This is a genomic window from Hyunsoonleella rubra (assembly GCF_042684665.1).
GTDB lineage: Bacteria > Bacteroidota > Bacteroidia > Flavobacteriales > Flavobacteriaceae > Jejuia > Jejuia rubra.
On sequence record NZ_JBHULY010000006.1, the window covers coordinates 99,827 to 115,540 of the forward strand.

Annotated in this window: 22 protein-coding genes; 10 read left to right on the forward strand and 12 right to left on the reverse strand. The window is 38.6% G+C overall.

Translation table 11 applies throughout. The features are described from left to right. Positions 1 to 8: 8 nt before the first annotated feature. On the reverse strand, positions 9 to 380 hold the full coding sequence (gene rsfS / locus ACFSR8_RS04740) for a ribosome silencing factor (RefSeq protein ID WP_186558594.1): 372 nt from the start codon (positions 378 to 380) through the stop codon (positions 9 to 11). Between the two features lie 93 nt (positions 381 to 473). Here rsfS and ACFSR8_RS04745 point away from each other — a divergent pair, with 93 nt between their 5' ends. Beyond that, a complete protein-coding gene (locus ACFSR8_RS04745) occupies positions 474 to 1,205 on the forward strand; it encodes a biotin--[acetyl-CoA-carboxylase] ligase (protein WP_380289568.1) in 732 nt (243 codons plus the stop codon). On the opposite strand, the gene ACFSR8_RS04750 is transcribed toward ACFSR8_RS04745, so the two are convergent. Both ACFSR8_RS04750 and pyrE read right to left on the reverse strand, forming a co-directional pair. Next, entirely contained in the window at positions 1,202 to 1,597 is a 396-nt protein-coding gene (locus ACFSR8_RS04750) for an SRPBCC family protein (protein ID WP_380289570.1), read from the reverse strand. The genes ACFSR8_RS04745 and ACFSR8_RS04750 overlap by 4 nt on opposite strands. A 74-nt stretch (positions 1,598 to 1,671) precedes the next feature. Beyond that, a complete protein-coding gene (pyrE, locus tag ACFSR8_RS04755) occupies positions 1,672 to 2,316 on the reverse strand; it encodes an orotate phosphoribosyltransferase (RefSeq protein ID WP_380289572.1) in 645 nt (214 codons plus the stop codon). 261 nt (positions 2,317 to 2,577) lie between these two features. On the opposite strand from pyrE, the gene ACFSR8_RS04760 reads away from it, so the two are divergent. From ACFSR8_RS04760 to ACFSR8_RS04775, 4 genes are all read left to right on the forward strand, one after another. Further along, entirely contained in the window at positions 2,578 to 3,162 is a 585-nt protein-coding gene (locus ACFSR8_RS04760) for an NUDIX hydrolase (RefSeq protein WP_380289574.1), read from the forward strand. Positions 3,163 to 3,232: 70 nt separating this feature from the next. Beyond that, entirely contained in the window at positions 3,233 to 3,424 is a 192-nt protein-coding gene (locus ACFSR8_RS04765; protein WP_380289576.1) for a hypothetical protein, read from the forward strand. A 9-nt stretch (positions 3,425 to 3,433) separates the two neighbouring features. Next, a complete protein-coding gene (locus ACFSR8_RS04770) occupies positions 3,434 to 3,619 on the forward strand; it encodes a hypothetical protein (protein WP_380289578.1) in 186 nt (61 codons plus the stop codon). Between the two features lie 86 nt (positions 3,620 to 3,705). Continuing rightward, positions 3,706 to 5,319 (forward strand): SulP family inorganic anion transporter, encoded by a 1,614-nt coding sequence (locus ACFSR8_RS04775; RefSeq protein WP_380289580.1) that lies wholly within the window; start codon positions 3,706 to 3,708, stop codon positions 5,317 to 5,319. Positions 5,320 to 5,420: 101 nt separating this feature from the next. On the opposite strand, the gene ACFSR8_RS04780 is transcribed toward ACFSR8_RS04775, so the two are convergent. The 4 genes from ACFSR8_RS04780 to ACFSR8_RS04795 all read right to left on the reverse strand — a co-directional run bounded on the left by ACFSR8_RS04780 (position 5,421) and on the right by ACFSR8_RS04795 (position 7,934). Beyond that, complete coding sequence (locus ACFSR8_RS04780; protein ID WP_380289582.1) at positions 5,421 to 5,867, reverse strand: HEAT repeat domain-containing protein; 447 nt, start codon at positions 5,865 to 5,867, stop codon at positions 5,421 to 5,423. A gap of 185 nt (positions 5,868 to 6,052) precedes the next feature. Then, the gene (gene coaD, locus ACFSR8_RS04785) at positions 6,053 to 6,508 is read right to left on the reverse strand and encodes a pantetheine-phosphate adenylyltransferase (protein ID WP_380289584.1); all 456 of its coding nucleotides are present in this window, start codon (positions 6,506 to 6,508) and stop codon (positions 6,053 to 6,055) included. A gap of 44 nt (positions 6,509 to 6,552) precedes the next feature. Continuing rightward, positions 6,553 to 6,912 (reverse strand): four helix bundle protein, encoded by a 360-nt coding sequence (locus ACFSR8_RS04790; RefSeq protein WP_380289586.1) that lies wholly within the window; start codon positions 6,910 to 6,912, stop codon positions 6,553 to 6,555. Between the two features lie 47 nt (positions 6,913 to 6,959). Continuing rightward, positions 6,960 to 7,934, reverse strand: a complete 975-nt coding sequence (locus tag ACFSR8_RS04795) for a D-alanine--D-alanine ligase (RefSeq protein WP_380289588.1) — start codon at positions 7,932 to 7,934, stop codon at positions 6,960 to 6,962. Positions 7,935 to 8,232: 298 nt separating this feature from the next. On the opposite strand from ACFSR8_RS04795, the gene ACFSR8_RS04800 reads away from it, so the two are divergent. Further along, entirely contained in the window at positions 8,233 to 8,787 is a 555-nt protein-coding gene (locus ACFSR8_RS04800; RefSeq protein WP_380289591.1) for a PASTA domain-containing protein, read from the forward strand. A 26-nt stretch (positions 8,788 to 8,813) separates the two neighbouring features. Beyond that, a complete protein-coding gene (locus ACFSR8_RS04805; RefSeq protein ID WP_380289593.1) occupies positions 8,814 to 9,845 on the forward strand; it encodes an RluA family pseudouridine synthase in 1,032 nt (343 codons plus the stop codon). A gap of 12 nt (positions 9,846 to 9,857) precedes the next feature. Here the strand turns inward: ACFSR8_RS04805 and ACFSR8_RS04810 are convergent, their stop codons facing one another. Further along, a complete protein-coding gene (locus ACFSR8_RS04810; RefSeq protein WP_380289595.1) occupies positions 9,858 to 10,481 on the reverse strand; it encodes a hypothetical protein in 624 nt (207 codons plus the stop codon). A 148-nt stretch (positions 10,482 to 10,629) separates the two neighbouring features. On the opposite strand from ACFSR8_RS04810, the gene yaaA reads away from it, so the two are divergent. Together yaaA and ACFSR8_RS04820 are read left to right on the forward strand one after the other, a co-directional pair. After that, the gene (yaaA, locus tag ACFSR8_RS04815) at positions 10,630 to 11,388 is read left to right on the forward strand and encodes a peroxide stress protein YaaA (RefSeq protein ID WP_380289597.1); all 759 of its coding nucleotides are present in this window, start codon (positions 10,630 to 10,632) and stop codon (positions 11,386 to 11,388) included. 94 nt (positions 11,389 to 11,482) lie between these two features. Next, positions 11,483 to 12,205, forward strand: a complete 723-nt coding sequence (locus ACFSR8_RS04820; RefSeq protein WP_380289599.1) for a TRAFs-binding domain-containing protein — start codon at positions 11,483 to 11,485, stop codon at positions 12,203 to 12,205. Here the strand turns inward: ACFSR8_RS04820 and ACFSR8_RS04825 are convergent, their stop codons facing one another. Beyond that, positions 12,206 to 12,340: a 30S ribosomal protein THX gene (locus ACFSR8_RS04825; RefSeq protein WP_380289601.1), complete on the reverse strand. Its 135-nt coding sequence runs from the start codon at positions 12,338 to 12,340 to the stop codon at positions 12,206 to 12,208. It lies immediately after the preceding gene. 60 nt (positions 12,341 to 12,400) lie between these two features. Between ACFSR8_RS04825 and ACFSR8_RS04830 the strand changes: the two genes are divergently transcribed. Then, the gene (locus ACFSR8_RS04830) at positions 12,401 to 13,075 is read left to right on the forward strand and encodes a uracil-DNA glycosylase family protein (protein ID WP_380289603.1); all 675 of its coding nucleotides are present in this window, start codon (positions 12,401 to 12,403) and stop codon (positions 13,073 to 13,075) included. An 11-nt stretch (positions 13,076 to 13,086) separates the two neighbouring features. On the opposite strand, the gene ACFSR8_RS04835 is transcribed toward ACFSR8_RS04830, so the two are convergent. The 3 genes from ACFSR8_RS04835 to trpB all read right to left on the reverse strand — a co-directional run bounded on the left by ACFSR8_RS04835 (position 13,087) and on the right by trpB (position 15,695). After that, positions 13,087 to 13,503: a DUF805 domain-containing protein gene (locus ACFSR8_RS04835; protein ID WP_380289605.1), complete on the reverse strand. Its 417-nt coding sequence runs from the start codon at positions 13,501 to 13,503 to the stop codon at positions 13,087 to 13,089. Between the two features lie 26 nt (positions 13,504 to 13,529). Beyond that, positions 13,530 to 14,294, reverse strand: a complete 765-nt coding sequence (trpA, locus tag ACFSR8_RS04840) for a tryptophan synthase subunit alpha (RefSeq protein WP_380289607.1) — start codon at positions 14,292 to 14,294, stop codon at positions 13,530 to 13,532. Positions 14,295 to 14,513: 219 nt separating this feature from the next. After that, positions 14,514 to 15,695, reverse strand: coding sequence for a tryptophan synthase subunit beta (gene trpB, locus ACFSR8_RS04845; RefSeq protein ID WP_380289719.1), 1,182 nt, complete (start codon positions 15,693 to 15,695; stop codon positions 14,514 to 14,516). Positions 15,696 to 15,714 lie beyond the last annotated feature (19 nt).

The window sequence follows — 15,714 nt, forward strand, 5'->3', positions numbered from 1 at the left end:
TGTTTTTTTTAGTAACTAGTTTCAATTACCGTAGTTTTCGCATCGCCCCAGAGGCTCTCAATGTCATAGTATTCCCTGATATGCTTTTGGAATACATGTACAGCAATGTTAACATAGTCCAGCAACACCCATTCTGCATTTTCGGCACCTTCAATATGCCACGGGTGATCCTTTAATTCTTTACTTACTTTTTTTCTAATGGAGTTTACAATAGCGTTTACTTGTGTGTTTGAAGTCCCTTCACAAATAATAAAATAATCGCAAACCGTATTTTCAATTTCCCTTAAATCTAAAATGCTTATTTCTTTTCCTTTAACATCCTCAATCCCACTAATGATAACCGATATTAACTGATCTGCGCTTATTTTTTCTTTCGCCATTAATTTTATTTAATTTGTGCAAAGTTATTATTTTTTTAGTTCTTTATCCTTTAAAATTTTCACAACATTTCAAAGCCATAAAACAACTCTTAAATGCCTATAATCAAACTTGATGCCATCAACTCAACCAATAGTTTTTTAAAGGAGCTTATCGGTAATCAGCAGGTTGAAAATTTTACGGTGGTTACGGCAAAACATCAAACCAATGGGCGAGGGCAAATGGGGGCTACATGGGAGTCTGAACCATCTAAAAACTTGATGTTTAGTGTCTTTGTGGATACATCGGGTTATCATATGGAGTTCCCTTTTTTTCTCAGTATGGTTACGTCATTGGCCTTAAGAAAGGCGCTGTCACAGTTTGCCATCCCAAAACTGAAGGTGAAATGGCCGAACGACATTTTGTCACACAATTCCAAAATCTGCGGGGTTTTGATCGAAAATGTCATAAAGAATGGTAACGTTAATGCATCGATTATAGGAGTGGGCATCAATTTAAATCAAACTGAATTTAAAGGTTTGCCGAAAGCATCTTCCTTAAAATTGATAACTGGTAGATTTTACGATTTGGATGAAGTCCTCGATGCAGTGCTAGCCAATTTGAAACACTATTTTGAACTTTTGAAACAGGGTGCATTTGGAGCATTAAAAACCGAATACGAATCTTATTTATTTCGCAAAAATAAACCTTCGACTTTTAGGGATAGAGAAGGGAATTTATTTTCAGGATACATTCAAGATGTTTTGGAAACAGGGGATTTGCAGGTACTTTTAGAGGATGATGTTACTAAAGCTTTCGCCCTAAAAGATATCGAATTGCTGTACTAAACGGCCTTTGGTAAGTTGGTTGCCAAAGTCTCAATAAATTTATTGATGGGGCCTTTTATCATCATGCTCATCATAGGGTTAAAATCACCACTGAACACTAATTGCACACCACTTTCGAAGTCGTTTTCATCTGAAATATTTGCCACCAATGAAAAGTCAATTTTTCCGCCTGCCGCGCCAAACTCTATACGGCTATGAGGCGTGGCGTCCTTTTTTTTCAATACGATTTCTGGCATGCCTTTTAATGCGAAAACGAAAGTGTCTTCACTCAATACCTCAAATTTACTCGTGTTTTCAGGCATTAAAGCTTCAAAATTATTAATATCAGACAGAAAATCATAAACGTCCTTTGAAGTTTTGGGGGCGCTTACCTTTGGAGATTCTAAATTCATGTTTGTTGTTCGTTGTTAAGTTGTTGAGCGTTAAGTCGCTCTTGGCGTTATATCTTAACGCCTTTACATTTATATCAAATAGCATTCCATTCACTGGGATTGATATTCCATTCCTTCAAAGTTTTTAATTCCTTGCCGGAAATGTAATTGGTCTGCAACGCCTGATCCAAAAGGCTTTCGTAATTGCTGAGGGTATAAAGGGTCACATTTTCCTTTTCAAAATTTTCTTTTGAAACTTCAAAACCGTAGGTGAAAACTGCAATCATTCCTTTTACATTTATTCCACCATCTCGCAAGGCTTTAACTGCGTTTAAACTGCTTTTTCCGGTGCTAATCAGGTCTTCAACTACTACCACATTCTGTCCTCTTTCAATAAAACCTTCAATCTGGTTTTTTCGCCCATGACCTTTGGCATCCGGCCTCACGTAAATAAAGGGTAAATTCAAATATTCGGCAACCAACATACCGATACCGATGGCTCCCGTTGCAACACCGGCAATAGCGTCCGGTCTGCCATATTGCTTTTCAATATGTTTGGCCATCGTTTCCCGAACATAATTCCGTATAGGAGGAAAAGATAGGATAATTCGATTGTCACAATAAATTGGTGATTTCCAGCCCGATGCCCAAGTAAAAGGAGCCTGTGGACTGAGTTTTATTGCATTTACTTGCAACAAAACTTCGGCGGTTTTTTTGGCGGTGTGTTTATTGAAAATCATAATCGCAAAAGTACGTGAATTTTTTCATTTGGAAATCGACAAAAACCAAATGAAAAAATTATATTGACTAGCTAAGCGGTTCCTGAAGTAAAACTAAATTTTGTATTTTTTATGAACAAAATTTAGTTTTTACAGAAGAAAATTACGCATATATTTATTTTTTATGGCTGGAATCCATGTGATAAAATATTTTTTTCAACAATGAACAGTTTCAGCTTAAAAATGATATTTTTACCGCGTTGTATTCAGTAAATCATCCGTATGCATAAAATATTCGTAGGCGACAAACCCATCATTTTGACCACAACTTTTGAGGAAAAGGAAGGGCGCAAAAATTACAGATTGAACAGGGTAGTTTTAAGTAGGGTGATTCGAAAAATGAATGCTTCCAGTTCCATAACGGAAGTTTGTCTTGTCCATAAAAACGAAAAAAAACTCTTAAAAAAGTTTCTAAAAAAATTGCCCAATGTTGAAGCCGGAGGTGGAAAAGTATATAATGACAAAGGTAAGATCCTATTTATTTTTCGAAACGGAAAATGGGACTTGCCCAAGGGGAAGATTGAAAAAAAGGAAGGAATTGAAGAGGCTGCCATCCGGGAGGTAGAAGAAGAAACTGGGGTAGAAGGACTAAAAATAGTAAAGCCACTAGAAACAACGTATCATATTTTTAAACGCAATGGACGCTATAAAATTAAGGTGACTTACTGGTTTGAAATGAAAACTTCTTACGATGGAGAACTAAGCCCCGAAAAAAAGGAAGGCATTACTAAAGCCAAATGGTTGGGCAAAAAGAAAACGAAAAAAGCTCTTGAAAATTCTTATGCCAATATTAGGGCATTGATTTAAAAAATCACTAACTTAGTTTTAAATTGCTGTTATAGATAGTTGACTTTCTCTCAAAGTAAACGGTTTTACTATGAAAGAATATAAACTGTCGTTTGGTACCATTATCGTCTTAAAAGATAATTTGGCCGAGGTTATTATCAATGAAGGTGTTGTGATGAATGAAGTTATGGTAGATATTTATCATGATTTTTTATTAAGCTATTTAAAAGCACCTTTCTCGTTATTGATCAATAAGAAAAATTCCTATTCCTATACATTTTAGGCACAAAAAATGATTGCTAATTTAAAGGAAATACATGTTATGGCGGTTGTTGTGGGTACAAGCGGTGCCTTGATGTCCACAAAAACTTTGATTAAAATTAACGAGGAAAACGACTGGAATATAAAGTTATTCCATACCAGGCCCGAAGCTTTGGAATGGATTGAAAGTCACTACGTTTATTCCATGGCGGAGTAATGGCAATTTGCTAAGCCACAATTTGTTCACTCTATATTTGCGCATCCCTTTTTAAACAGTAAATTTGCACCTTCAAAAACCAAACCATGACTGCATTTTTCAGAAAGCGCACCAAAAACGCCAAAAACGATATTTTAAGTGGATTAACCGTGGCCTTGGCCTTAGTGCCAGAAGCGGTAGCTTTTGCCTTTGTAGCAGGGGTTGATCCATTAGTAGGGTTGTACGCCGCATTTATGATTGGTTTGATTACAGCGATTTTTGGAGGTCGCCCGGGAATGATTAGTGGTGCTACTGGGGCTTTGGCCGTAGTGATGGTGAGTTTGGTTGCTGAAGGCAATGCGATGGGCGAACCATCGGAGCAATTGGGCTTGTATTATCTCTTTGCAACTGTGATTTTGATGGGCATTATCCAAATGCTGGCGGGTGTGTTTAAGTTAGGTAAGTTTGTACGCTTAATTCCTCACCCTGTGATGATGGGCTTTGTGAATGGTTTGGCTATTGTGATTTTCCTGTCACAACTAAATATGTTTAAGGATGCCAATGGTGATTGGTTTACAGGGCCACAAATGTGGATTATGCTCGGACTAGTTGGGCTTACCATGGGTATTATGTTTGGCTTGCCAAAGCTTACCAAAAAATTGCCGGAAGCACTAATTGCAATTTTGGTAGTCTCTGCCATCGTGATTTTAGGAAGCCTGGATGTGGCTACAGTTGGTAGCTTTATCCGTGATGGAGGAGGTGAAGGCTTAAAAGGAGGCTTACCAACGTTTCAAATGGATATTTTTAGCAAAGTGCCTTTCAACTGGCAAACTATAAAATTCATTGGCCCGTATGCGGTTATTCTGGCTGCTATTGGACTGATCGAGTCCCTAATGACGTTGAATTTGGTGGATGAAATTACCGAAACCCGAGGTAATGCTAATCGGGAATGTATGGCTCAAGGCGGGGCAAATATCGTAACGGGGTTCTTTGGTGGTATGGGTGGTTGCGCCATGATTGGACAATCTTTGATCAATATTAAAAGTGGTGGCCGTGGGCGTTTATCAGGTATTGTGGCGGCATCTGCATTATTGATGTTTATTTTGTTTGCTTCAAGTTATATCGAACAGGTACCTATCGCAGCATTGGTTGGTGTGATGTTTATGGTTGTAATTGGAACATTTGCATGGAGTAGTTTTAGGATTCTTAGAAAAATCCCTTTGAGCGATGCCATTGTTTTAATTGCTGTGTCGTTGATAACCGTTTGGAAAGATTTGGCCGTAGCCGTAATTGCAGGCGTAATTATAAGCGCATTGGTCTTTGCATGGGAAAATGCAAAAAGAATTAGAGCCAGAAAACGAATGAAAGATGACGGTACCAAGGTTTATGAAATTTGGGGTCCATTGTTTTTTGGTTCTATTATAGCGTTTAACGAGAAATTTGATGTGAAAAATGATCCGGATAAGGTTGAGATTGATTTTGTAGAATCTCGCGTAAGTGACCATTCTGCACTTGAGGCTATTTTCAATTTAGTTGAAAAATACGAAGCGGCAGGAAAGTCCATCAAATTGAAGCATTTAAGTGAAGATTGTAAAGTGTTGCTGTACAAGTCCAACCCCAAATTTAGGGAGGTCGTTGTTGAAGACATTGACGACCCCCGTTATCATTTGGCCGAAAATCCTGAGGCTTTTGAAAAACCACTTTCGGAGTATAAGTTGTAGTTTTTAAGTTCAGAGTTCAGAGTTCAGAGTTCAGAGTTCAGAGTTCAGAGTTCAGAGTTTGGGATTTTTTTGATTTTTAGACTGCGACTGCCAATTGAATACTATCGTATCGGCCGTTTCAATTGCTCCTTCACCCGCTCAAAAGATTTTTTACTAGCGCGTTCCCAACGGTAAATATTGTGTTTTTTGCCCTTGTTGGCTTCTTGTTTTACGGCTTTATCTCTAATTTCTTTTACCCAATTAAAGCGTTTACTGGTAATGGAAACTACTAAAGTATCATCGCATCCCAAAGCCTCCAGCGCATTCAATGCGGCAATGGACACATTTTGAACTTTGTCATTTATGGCATGCATTAAGGCAGGCACAGAGGAACATTTTCCAGCATGCTCCAGAGCCTCTGCAGCTAATTTTCTTGTTTTGTAGTTGCCATGCTTTAAGGCATATTCCAATTTGGGAACATCTTTGGTGTCCATCCAAAAATCAATAGTGTTTTCAGAGGGCTGACATACGTTAAGCTTAAAAAGAAAATATGTAAAGTGGTGTAACATGGTTGAAGGTTGACTATTTATATGTAGCTTATTTCAACGAAATATTACAGGTACTCTCGCAAACCTGCCTACCGGAAGGCAAGGACGCCAAGGCGCAAAGGTTTTGTGAAAGAAAGGTTTAGAAGACTTTATTTTGAAGTTTAAAACTCTTGGCGACTTAGTGCCTTTGCGAGAAATAAAAATATTTACTTCACCCGCACACTATCGGGCACCAACAAGGTATAATCCCCATTATTTCTAATAACATCCCTTACAATGGAAGAAGCGATATAAGAGGTGTCGGCTGAGGTCAATAAAAAGATAGTTTCAATGGGCGCCAAATCCCTATTGGTGTGTGCAATGGCCTTTTCGAATTCAAAATCTGCTGGATTTCGTAAACCTCTTAAAATAAATTCTACATCATTTTTTACACAAAAATCCACCGTTAAGCCTTCGTAGCTGACTACGGATACTTTTGGTTCGTCCTTAAACGCCTCCACAATAAATTGTTTCCGTTCCTCAAGGGAAAACATGTATTTTTTTTCGGCGTTGATGCCAATGGCTACAATAATTTCATCAAATAAGCGAACGCCACGTTTGATGATGTCGTAATGTCCTAATGTCAAGGGGTCAAAAGACCCTGGGAAAATTGCGCGTTTCATTCTTGATTTGGACTCAAGATTATTTGAATCAAGAGACAAGATAGTTAATTATCCAATTTATCGATAAAGTTTGAGATTTTTTGTTGGATTTTTTTGATTCTAGTTTCAAATTCATCAAACTTATCTTCAGCGATGAATTTTAGATTTTTGCAAACGATGATTTGAGTTTCCCATTCAAAAGCCGACCCAAGACTATCTTCTAAAAACTTTATAAAATGTTTGTCACTTCTTTTGCTACTGCCCTCGGCGATATTTGATGCAATGGAAACACAACATCTGTTTAACTGACTGCGCAGACCGAATTTTTCATAGTCCGGTAGAGTAGAAGTGAATTTGTAATTATCGGTAATTAATTCAACGCTTTCTTGCCAAATTTGTAGATTTTTAAAATTATGCCTTTTCATTCTTTTCGTTATATCTTGTTTCCTGTTTCCAAAAATCTTGTTTCAATTCATTTAAGTGCTTCTTGTATCGCATTATCAAACAAATCCGACAGAGAAATTCCCGCTACTTGGGCTTGTTGTGGCAAGATGCTTTCCTTGGTGAGTCCCGGGACGGTGTTGATTTCCAACAAATGCGGTTCCCCGTTTTTGAAAATGTATTCGCTTCTGGAAAAGCCTTTTAGTTTTAGAATTTCATATACTTTTTTTGCTAAAACGTTGACTTTTATTTCTTCTTCGGCAGTCAATCGGGCAGGCGTGATTTCTTGGGATTTCCCCAGATATTTGGCTTCGTAATCAAAAAAATCATTCTCTGATACGATTTCGGTGATGGGCAATACTTTGGTTTCGCCTTTATAGGTAATGACGCCAACCGAAACTTCGGTGCCGTCTAAAAAGGATTCGATGATGATTTCGTCGTCTTCCTTGAATGCCACGTTAATGGCATTTTGTAAATCTTCTTTTTTGTGGACTTTGGTGACGCCAAAACTGCTTCCGGCTTTGTTGGCCTTAACGAAACAGGGTAGGCCAACGGTTTCGATTATTTTAGTTTCATCTACGGTGTCGCCCAAATTCAAATAATAGGATTCGGCGGTTTTGATACCGTAGGGTTTTAAAATGCTCAAACAATCGCGCTTGTTGAAGGTTACGGAAGCTTGATACATTGGGCAACTGGTATGGGGAATGCCCAACAATTCAAAATACCCTTGCATAAAACCATCTTCGCCCGGGGAGCCGTGAATGGCGTTAAACACACAGTCAAAAGTTATGTTGAAGCTGTCCACATTTATGGAAAAGTCGTTTTTGTCAATGGGGAATTCCGTGTCGTCTTCATCCACATACACCCATTTGTCCTTAAAAATATGGATGCGATAGGGGTTGTATTTATGTCTGTCAAGAGTTTGGTAAACTACGTTTCCGCTGGTTAATGAGATTTGGTATTCGCTGGAATAGCCTCCCATGATGATGGCTATGTTTTTTTTCATTTATAGTTGTTTAATACGCGTTAAAGTTTGAAAGGTTGTTCGGTGGTTTTTTGGAACGTTGTGCACCCGCGTTAGGGATTGAACGGCCTGCTTGAAATCCCCGACGCAGGAGGGATTGAGTAGTGAAAGCCCGACCCTTGTGGTAACGCCCAAATAATTGACATTAAAAAAAGGAATGTTGCTTGCCACAACCAAACTGGAACAATAACTCGTACTTATTTATAGTTAAGCTAAAGTATCATATAAATCGCAAAAGAAAAAACTGTTGTTTATATTTGCCTAATCCAAAAATCGACAAATGAGTTTCTTTAAGTTTTTGTTCAGTAAAACGTTTTTAAAGCAGTTAGGTTTGGCCATTGTGGCCGTTGTTGTTTTATGTTTTATCATGTTGAAATGGTTGAAATCTACGACCAATCATGGTGAATTTGAGACGGTTCCGGATTTGACGGGGAAATCGTTAAGCGTTGCCGAGATGGAACTGGACGAGAATAATTTGGTGATGCAGATTCAGGATTCGGCCAATTTTAATCCGGATTACCCAAAGTTTGCGGTGATTGAGCAGGAGCCTGTGGCGGGCACAAAAGTGAAGGAAGACCGGAAAATATACCTTACCTTAAACCCTTCGGGCTATAGAAAAGTGGAGGTGCCGGATTTAAAGGAGCGTACCTTTAGGCAGGCGAAACCGCACTTGGAAGCGCTTGGGTTTAGTGTTGGGAAAATCACCTATGTGGATAATTTAGGGAAGGACATTGTGTTGCAGTTAAAGTATGACGGGAAAACGTTGAACCCTGGCGAAAAACTGTCAAAAACTTCAAAAATTGATGTGGTTTTGGGTAACGGAAGGCGTCCGTAACTATGCAGTCTCACTAATACTTCGCCATGGAAAATTACGGTCCGCAATTACCTGAAGAGGATAGTCTCCACGAGCACTACAGCTTTACGGTTGACAAGGGGCAATCGCCGTTGCGCATTGATAAATATTTGATGAATTGCATCGAAAACATGACGCGCAGTAAAATTCAAAATTCGGCCAAAAATGATGGTATTTTGGTGAATGGGTCGCCTGTAAAATCTAATTACAAAGTGAGGCCCAATGACCAGATACAGGTGCTATTTGAACACCCCACTTATGAAGCGTTGTTGGTTGGCGAGGATATTCCGTTAGATATCGTTTATGAGGATGACCACTTGGTGGTGGTGAATAAGCCTGCGGGTATGGTGGTGCATCCCGGACACGGGAATTACTCCGGCACGTTAATTAATGCGTTGATTTACCTTTTTGAAAATTTACCGAATAACTCTAGCGACCGCCCGGGACTGGTGCATCGTATTGATAAGGATACAAGTGGACTTTTAGTAGTTGCCAAAACAGAACAGGCTATGGCGCATTTATCGTTGCAGTTTGCTGAAAAAACCAGCGAACGCGAATATGTAGCCTTGGTTTGGGGTAATGTTGAAGCCGATGAAGGGACTGTTGAAGGCAACATTGGTCGTCACCCCAAAAACCGATTGCAAAACACAGTGTTTTTGGAGGATGACGCTGAAAAGGGAAAACCTGCTGTGACGCATTATAAAGTGTTAGAGCGTTTGGGTTATGTGACGTTGGTATCCTGTAAGTTGGAAACTGGCCGTACCCACCAAATTCGTGTGCATATGAAGCATATTGGGCATACGCTTTTTAATGATGAGCGTTACGGCGGCGATGCTATTCTCAAAGGCACTACGTTTACGAAGTACAAACAGTTTGTAGAGAATTGTTTTAAAATCCTGCCACGACAAGCGCTTCACGCCAAAACTTTAGGTTTTGAACATCCTAAAACTGGGGAGTTTATGCGTTTTGAAACACCAGTGCCTGAGGATATGGAATTGTGTATTGAGAAGTGGCGGAATTACTCCAAACATTTGGAATAATGAACATTTGTTTTAAGAACTTAAATGTTTGAGTAGCTCTTTTATCCCAAATTCAGGACTTGTAAATACATCTTTGTCAATATCTTTCAAATAGCCTTTTGCCCCGGCCATGGATGCCTGTGCTAAAAAGAACACATCGGCCTCTGCTACTTTGGCCTCAATAGTTTCTGCAATGCCTCTTTCATAGCTTTCTAAGTTTCCTTCCTCAAAATGTGCCCAGAATTTGGAGCAATCGCAGTTGACGATTTCAATGGCCTTGTTTTTTTCATTGGCAATTTTGATCATCAGGTCCTCGCTGACCGTTTTGGTGGAATTGGCAGTATAAACCAGCCCAATTTTTGTGTAATTATCCACCAAAAATTCCATGATAGGCTTATCGATTCTGAACACATCAGGAAATTTATCACTTTCGGCACCATAGGTAGAGCAGGTGCAGATGATAATTGAGGGGTTGTCCCTTCTAATGGCTTCAATTTCCTTTTCAAACTGTAAAGTATCTGTAATCCCAGTTTCCAGGGCGCTATCCAAAATATCTTTGTTGACATAATGCTTTATCTTCAACGATTTATCTTGAGCCCGAACTAAGGCTTCAAAGTTAGAAATATGAGCTTTATTGGTATGTAAAAATGCTATCATTTGCGATTTTCAATTATTGAATAACAAATCTAATCCAAAACCTTCAAAGTATCAATTCAGCCTATAACTTCATTATAAATATTTTTGATGTTGCATTTATAAAATGAGCAGGTAATTGTAAATTTGAAAAAACGAAAAATAAAACTGCATGAAACTTGTTATTTCGCCGGCTAAGTCCCTGGATTTTGAAACTGAGTTGCCCACAGATAGATACACCGAACCCAGGTTTTTAAAGCAATCGGAACGTTTAAATAAGCTGTTAAAGAAAAAATCGGCAAAAAGCTTATCAAAACTGATGAGCATTTCTGATGCATTGGGGCAGTTGAATTATGAGCGTAACCAATCCTGGGAATTGCCTTTTACCCAAAACAATGCGCGTCCTGCTATATATGCATTTAACGGGGACGTATACCGTGGTTTGGATGCCTACACCATTCCTAAGGAGAAATTAGATGTGATGGAAGATAGTGTACGTATTTTGTCAGGTTTATATGGATTGCTAAAACCAACGGATTTAATTCAGCCTTACCGATTGGAAATGGGTACAAGAATGCCCGTTGGTGTAAAGAAGAATTTATATGAATTCTGGAAAAAGGACATTACCAAAGCGCTAAATGAAGAACTTGAAGACGGGGAGCTGTTTCTGAACCTTGCAAGCAACGAATATTTCAAAGCCATTGATGTTAAATCACTTAAAGTGCCAGTGATTACTGCAAATTTTAAAGATTTTAAAAACGGACAGTATAAGGTCATCTCGTTCTTTGCGAAAGAAGCCCGCGGTGCCATGGCCAGATACATAATAGATACGAATGCCCAAACCATTGAAGATGTAAAAGGTTTTAATTATATGGGTTACGGGTTTAGTGCGGAGATGTCTTCAGATACCGATTTGGTTTTTATAAGATAGGTTTAAATTTAAAAAGCCCCATGTCAACTAGGAAAGAAAAGACATCTGAAAATAAACAGTTTTCACTAAGTTTGATTTTAATCTAAGCTTATTTATGTGGTATTACTTAATTATAGCTCTCCAAGGATTTTGTATTTATCATGCTATCAAAAACAGAAGCCCTTATTATTGGATATTCATTATATTTTTCCTATCCTTAATTGGATGTATAATATACATTATTACCCAAGTTTATAACAAAAGGGATGCTGAAAAAATTACTTCGGAAATCACTCACATCATCAACCCAACCAAAAATATCCGTGATTTAGAAAAGCAGTTGGAGTTTTCAGAGTCCTATCAAAATAGGGTGAATCTAGCAGATGCATATTTAGAAAATAAGGACTACAATAACGCCATAAAACATTTTAAAGAAGCTTTGGACGGTAATTTTCAAAATGATTTTTATGTAATCAAAAATATGATGGAAGCCTATCATCAAATGGAGGATTATAAAAATGTAGTTAATTATGGTGAGCAGATTGTATCGCATCCTGAGTTTGCAAAATCGAGGACACAGTTCTTGTACGGTATGGCTTTAGAGAAAGAAGGACAAATCAAAAAAGCAGAAGAAAATTTAAAGGCTATAGATATTCGGTTTTCCTTTTATAATGAAAGATTAATTTATGCTAAATTTTTGATTGATGTTGATAAAAAGGAAGAGGCAAGAGAAATCTTGGAGGCCTTAATTTCAGAAGGACAGCACATGACAAAACCCAATAAAAGGCTTTACAGTAATACCATTACTGAGGCCTCAAAAATGATAAAGGCTTTGTAATTATTTCGCCTTCGCTTTACTGCCAACACTCACTTTTTGTTCTACACTGGGTTTCTTTTTAATCCGTGGACGTCTTGCGCCAAAAGTACCCCTGTTAATTTTACCGCGCTTTGTTTTTTTATCACCTTTTCCCATAATTTCTTTTATTTTAGTTTGAAAAGAATATAATAATTTAATCACTTAAAGTCAAATTTTTTGTTCCTCCATCGGCATCCATATCCGCCTTTTATTCAGAATAATACCAAAAAGCTAATCGTTGGCACTTTACCACCACCAAGATTTTCAACAGGTGAACTTTTGGATAGGGATGTTGATTTTTGCTATGGGAGTTATTACAATTCACTTTGGCTATATATTGATAAAATCCATGATTTGAATTTACGTTTTGACAATTCTATGGAGGCCGTTCAACAGCGAAAGGATTTTCTAATCCAACATAAAATAGGTGTTTGCGATATTGTAGAAAGTGCAGAACGTGATAAAATTGATGCCTCGGATTTGGGAATGCAAAATGTCAAATTAAGGGATTTGATAAGTTATTTAATAGCATTTCCAAAAATTGACAAAATACTTTTCATGGGAGGAAACAGTAAAAATGGCCCAGAGTATTTCTTTAGAAAACATATTAGACAGTACGGCTTAAAATTGGAAGTCGTATTCGATGAAATTCCTAGAATCCATCAATTCGAGCTTTTTCATTCAGAACGAAGTGATGAATCTCGAATAATAAAAACCGTTTCGCTCACCTCCCCATCAGGCTCAGCAAATCGAGCCATCGGTAGCATTCCGCTTTACAAACAATTAAAAGCCAAAAACTCGAAATTCAGTACTTTCGATTTTCGGGTGATGCAGTATCGGGAGTTTTTTTGAATAAATTGAGTTTAATCCTCAATTAATGGTTTTCCTATGTCGTCAATTTCGTTATTGGCATCTGGATGTTTTGGGTCTGGGCCGTATTGGTTTGGGCCAACGTCGCCATTTTGCACTGTGAAAACCAAAAGTATGATGCCCCCGATATATGGAATTAGGGTAAGCAGGTAGTACCACCCACTTTTTCCCGTATCGTGCAACCTTCTTACGGTAACAGCGAGTGCCGGTAGGAATGTAGCTAAAACATAGATAAGTAAAACTATAAGAGCAACTGGAGAATCAGCAGATTCAGCTAAAGCGCCAGAAAGAAATGCTAAGACGAATACTATGATAACATGAAACAGGGTAAACATCCAATATTCTTGGCGTCGAGCTCTTCCGTTGAAATTTGCGTAGTTGTCCTTAATAACTTTTAAGTACCAATTCATGAGCAAAACTTTTGAGGTAAGTCCTGTTAATTAAGAATCGAATGTACGAAATCTTTAATCGCACTTGTTCCATTTTTCTTTAAAAACTTCACAAAAGCACTCCCAATAATGGCGCCTTTAGCATGCTCAGTGGCTTGTGTAAACGTATCATTATTACTAATGCCAAAACCAATGATTTGTGGGTTTTTTAGGTTCATTTTGGCAATACGCTCGAAATACTCGGTTTGTTCATCGCCAAAACCGGATTTTGCACCGGTAGTACTTGCGCTACTCACCATATAAATAAACCCGTTTGAAATGGAATCGATATATCGAATACGTTCATCGCTGGTTTGAGGTGTAATCAAAAACACGTTTATTAGACCATATTTCTCAAAAATAGCCTGGTATTGCTCATGATAAACATCTACTGGTAAATCGGGAATAATCAATCCATCAATACCTAATTCTTGACATTTTTTACAAAAGGCTTCAACGCCATATTGAAACATGGGGTTAAAATAGCCCATTATAATCAATGGGATAGCTACAGTTTTCCTAATGTCCTTTAACTGGTCAAACAGCACCTCTGAAGTCATTCCGTTTTTCAATGCTAAAGTAGAACTGTCCTGAATAGTAGGCCCGTCAGCCAATGGGTCACTAAAAGGTAGCCCGATTTCAATCATATCCACCCCGTTCTTTTCTAAATCCTGAATAATACCAACGGTGTCGTTGAGGTTGGGGTATCCTGCTGTAAAGTATATGGACAGTAACTTTTTGTCTTCTTTAAGTTTATTTGCAATTCTATTCATAATTCTTTTTTTTGGCGTTACCCCTCGCTCATACCTACAAGGTTAAAAAAAACCTTGCAGGATCGCTCACGGTCGGGCTATCCGCTATATCTTTTTTGCTTTTAGTGGCAAAAAAGGATGCCGCTTCTATCCCTAACGCGCCACTGTTATGTGCTTACTCTTGCGTTTTTTGCAGACCTCGCAGGTTGTCAAAACCTGTGAGGTCTCATTTTCAAACATCTATATTTTAAAATAATCAATATAATTCTGCAAATCTTTGTCGCCTCGACCCGATAAACTTACCACCACCACGTCGTCCGGTTTAAAACTACGTTGTTCAAAAATGGCCAACGCATGCGAACTTTCAATTGCAGGAATGATGCCTTCCAATTTACAAAGCTCTAAACCGGCCTTCATTGCTTCATCATCCGTGATAGACATAAACTCAGCACGACCAGTTTTACTTAAATGGGCATGCATTGGGCCTACGCCAGGATAATCCAGTCCCGCTGAAATGGAATAAGGCTCAGTAATTTGTCCGTCCTTGGTTTGCATTAGTAAGGTTTTGCAACCATGGATAATGCCTTCTTTACCAAGCACAGAAGTGGCGGCGCTTTCACCGGAATCTACGCCTAATCCAGCCGCCTCAACGGCAATGATGCCCACATCTGGCTCATGTAAATAATGGTAATACGTGCCAGCGGCGTTACTGCCTCCTCCGATACAAGCCACCAAATAATCTGGGTTTTCTCTTCCTTCCTGCTCCCGTAATTGCCATTTGATTTCTTCAGAAACCACTGCCTGAAATCGGGTTACCATATCTGGATATGGGTGTGGCCCAATGGCCGAACCGATGATATAATGAGTGTTTACAGGGTTGTTAATCCAGTCTCTAATCGCTTCATTTGTGGCATCTTTTAGCGTGCGACTGCCAGAAAGCGCAGGAACAACTTTAGCACCAAGCATTTTCATCCTGGCTACGTTTGGGGCTTGCCGTGCGATATCAATTTCACCCATATAAACGATACATTCCAATCCCATCAGTGCGCAAACCGTTGCGGTGGCAACGCCGTGTTGTCCAGCACCAGTCTCTGCAATTATCCGGGTTTTGCCTAAACGTTTCGCCATTAAAATCTGACCAATGGTATTGTTAATCTTGTGCGCGCCAGTATGGTTCAAGTCTTCCCTTTTTAAATAAATTTTTGTGTTATATTTTTCCGAAAGACGCTCAGCAAAATACAGGGGAGAAGGTCGCCCAACATAATCTTTTAAAAGTTTGTCAAACTCCTTTTGAAATTCTGGTTCGGCCATTACTTTAAGGTAGTTTTGGCGTAATTCTGCCACATTCGGATAAAGCATTTCTGGAATGAATGCTCCTCCAAATTCGCCGTAGTAGCCTTTTTCATCTACATTATAATTCATTGTTTGTCTGTTCTTCAAT

Bases quoted from the DNA above. Each gene is read 5' to 3' on its own strand.
- rsfS (WP_186558594.1), bottom strand. From the start codon at position 380: ATGGCGAAAGAAAAAATAAGCGCAGATCAGTTAATATCGGTTATCATT.
- ACFSR8_RS04745 (WP_380289568.1), top strand. From the start codon at position 474: ATGCCTATAATCAAACTTGATGCCATCAACTCAACCAATAGTTTTTTA.
- ACFSR8_RS04750 (WP_380289570.1), bottom strand. From the start codon at position 1,597: ATGAATTTAGAATCTCCAAAGGTAAGCGCCCCCAAAACTTCAAAGGAC.
- pyrE (WP_380289572.1), bottom strand. From the start codon at position 2,316: ATGATTTTCAATAAACACACCGCCAAAAAAACCGCCGAAGTTTTGTTG.
- ACFSR8_RS04760 (WP_380289574.1), top strand. From the start codon at position 2,578: ATGCATAAAATATTCGTAGGCGACAAACCCATCATTTTGACCACAACT.
- ACFSR8_RS04765 (WP_380289576.1), top strand. From the start codon at position 3,233: ATGAAAGAATATAAACTGTCGTTTGGTACCATTATCGTCTTAAAAGAT.
- ACFSR8_RS04770 (WP_380289578.1), top strand. From the start codon at position 3,434: ATGATTGCTAATTTAAAGGAAATACATGTTATGGCGGTTGTTGTGGGT.
- ACFSR8_RS04775 (WP_380289580.1), top strand. From the start codon at position 3,706: ATGACTGCATTTTTCAGAAAGCGCACCAAAAACGCCAAAAACGATATT.
- ACFSR8_RS04780 (WP_380289582.1), bottom strand. From the start codon at position 5,867: ATGTTACACCACTTTACATATTTTCTTTTTAAGCTTAACGTATGTCAG.
- coaD (WP_380289584.1), bottom strand. From the start codon at position 6,508: ATGAAACGCGCAATTTTCCCAGGGTCTTTTGACCCCTTGACATTAGGA.
- ACFSR8_RS04790 (WP_380289586.1), bottom strand. From the start codon at position 6,912: ATGAAAAGGCATAATTTTAAAAATCTACAAATTTGGCAAGAAAGCGTT.
- ACFSR8_RS04795 (WP_380289588.1), bottom strand. From the start codon at position 7,934: ATGAAAAAAAACATAGCCATCATCATGGGAGGCTATTCCAGCGAATAC.
- ACFSR8_RS04800 (WP_380289591.1), top strand. From the start codon at position 8,233: ATGAGTTTCTTTAAGTTTTTGTTCAGTAAAACGTTTTTAAAGCAGTTA.
- ACFSR8_RS04805 (WP_380289593.1), top strand. From the start codon at position 8,814: ATGGAAAATTACGGTCCGCAATTACCTGAAGAGGATAGTCTCCACGAG.
- ACFSR8_RS04810 (WP_380289595.1), bottom strand. From the start codon at position 10,481: ATGATAGCATTTTTACATACCAATAAAGCTCATATTTCTAACTTTGAA.
- yaaA (WP_380289597.1), top strand. From the start codon at position 10,630: ATGAAACTTGTTATTTCGCCGGCTAAGTCCCTGGATTTTGAAACTGAG.
- ACFSR8_RS04820 (WP_380289599.1), top strand. From the start codon at position 11,483: ATGTGGTATTACTTAATTATAGCTCTCCAAGGATTTTGTATTTATCAT.
- ACFSR8_RS04825 (WP_380289601.1), bottom strand. From the start codon at position 12,340: ATGGGAAAAGGTGATAAAAAAACAAAGCGCGGTAAAATTAACAGGGGT.
- ACFSR8_RS04835 (WP_380289605.1), bottom strand. From the start codon at position 13,503: ATGAATTGGTACTTAAAAGTTATTAAGGACAACTACGCAAATTTCAAC.
- trpA (WP_380289607.1), bottom strand. From the start codon at position 14,294: ATGAATAGAATTGCAAATAAACTTAAAGAAGACAAAAAGTTACTGTCC.
- trpB (WP_380289719.1), bottom strand. From the start codon at position 15,695: ATGAATTATAATGTAGATGAAAAAGGCTACTACGGCGAATTTGGAGGA.